This window comes from Neobacillus drentensis (assembly GCF_036965245.1).
Classification (GTDB): domain Bacteria; phylum Bacillota; class Bacilli; order Bacillales; family Cytobacillaceae; genus Neobacillus; species Neobacillus drentensis_G.
On sequence record NZ_JBALPG010000072.1, the window covers coordinates 9,260 to 10,060 of the forward strand.

The window sequence follows — 801 nt, forward strand, 5'->3', positions numbered from 1 at the left end:
GCTGCCCGCCGCCGATGTTACACCCTTGCTGTTTTCCAATGCATCCACCTTTTTGCTGACATAAAATGTGACTTTTATTTTACTATGAATAATCCACCCGAGATCATTAATCAGGGTGGATTATCATTGTAGGTTCCGTATCAAAATGGCTTTCAGTTTTGCTTCTCGAACTTCTTAAAAAAAACATTCCGATGATATACCAATATTCTTTCGGTTCCCTCATAAGGTATATTGGAAATATGCTCAAACACATGGAAGGTAAAATTCAGTGGAGACCGGCCATAATACTGCATGTTCAAGGCTTCAATTATTTATCGTTTATTACTTTCTCTTGCTGCTTTTTTTCCTTGATTTTTATTTAGTCCTAATTCTGTACCAAATTCCGTATCGGCCCCTCTTGCTTGGCTCCCACCGGTATGTGGTTGTTTTCGATTGTCATTACGGTTTGTCATTGTCTTCCCTCCTTCATATGTTCTTAACTATTTATGGGACCGCCTCATTCCCATAAAAAAAGCCACCATTTTTGAGGATCTCAATGATTGAGGCATTGTGAAGCACTCAAGATTAAATCATTTTTTTTGAGAAACCTTTTGAACGGTAGCATACCATTATACTGCTTTATCTTTTTAAAAATATTCCTACTTAAATTTTTTCACAATAGATAACTTGTTTTCTCTCCGAAACAACCAATGCCTTTCCTTCAATTCCGCAAGTATCCCATTTGCTTATTTATCAGAAAAAACATAGCGTGCATCAATCTGAATGGAACGATAAACATTTATTTTTAATTCGAGATATTCA

The 801-nt window shown here is 36.1% G+C and carries 1 protein-coding gene; it reads right to left on the reverse strand.

What is annotated here, in order from left to right; genetic code table 11:
• Nucleotides 1-311 precede the first annotated feature (311 nt).
• A complete protein-coding gene (locus V7150_RS15955; RefSeq protein WP_335520227.1) occupies nt 312-452 on the reverse strand; it encodes a hypothetical protein in 141 nt (46 codons plus the stop codon).
• Between the last annotated feature and the right edge of the window lie 349 nt (nt 453-801).

Bases quoted from the DNA above. Each gene is read 5' to 3' on its own strand.
- V7150_RS15955 (WP_335520227.1), bottom strand. From the start codon at position 452: ATGACAAACCGTAATGACAATCGAAAACAACCACATACCGGTGGGAGC.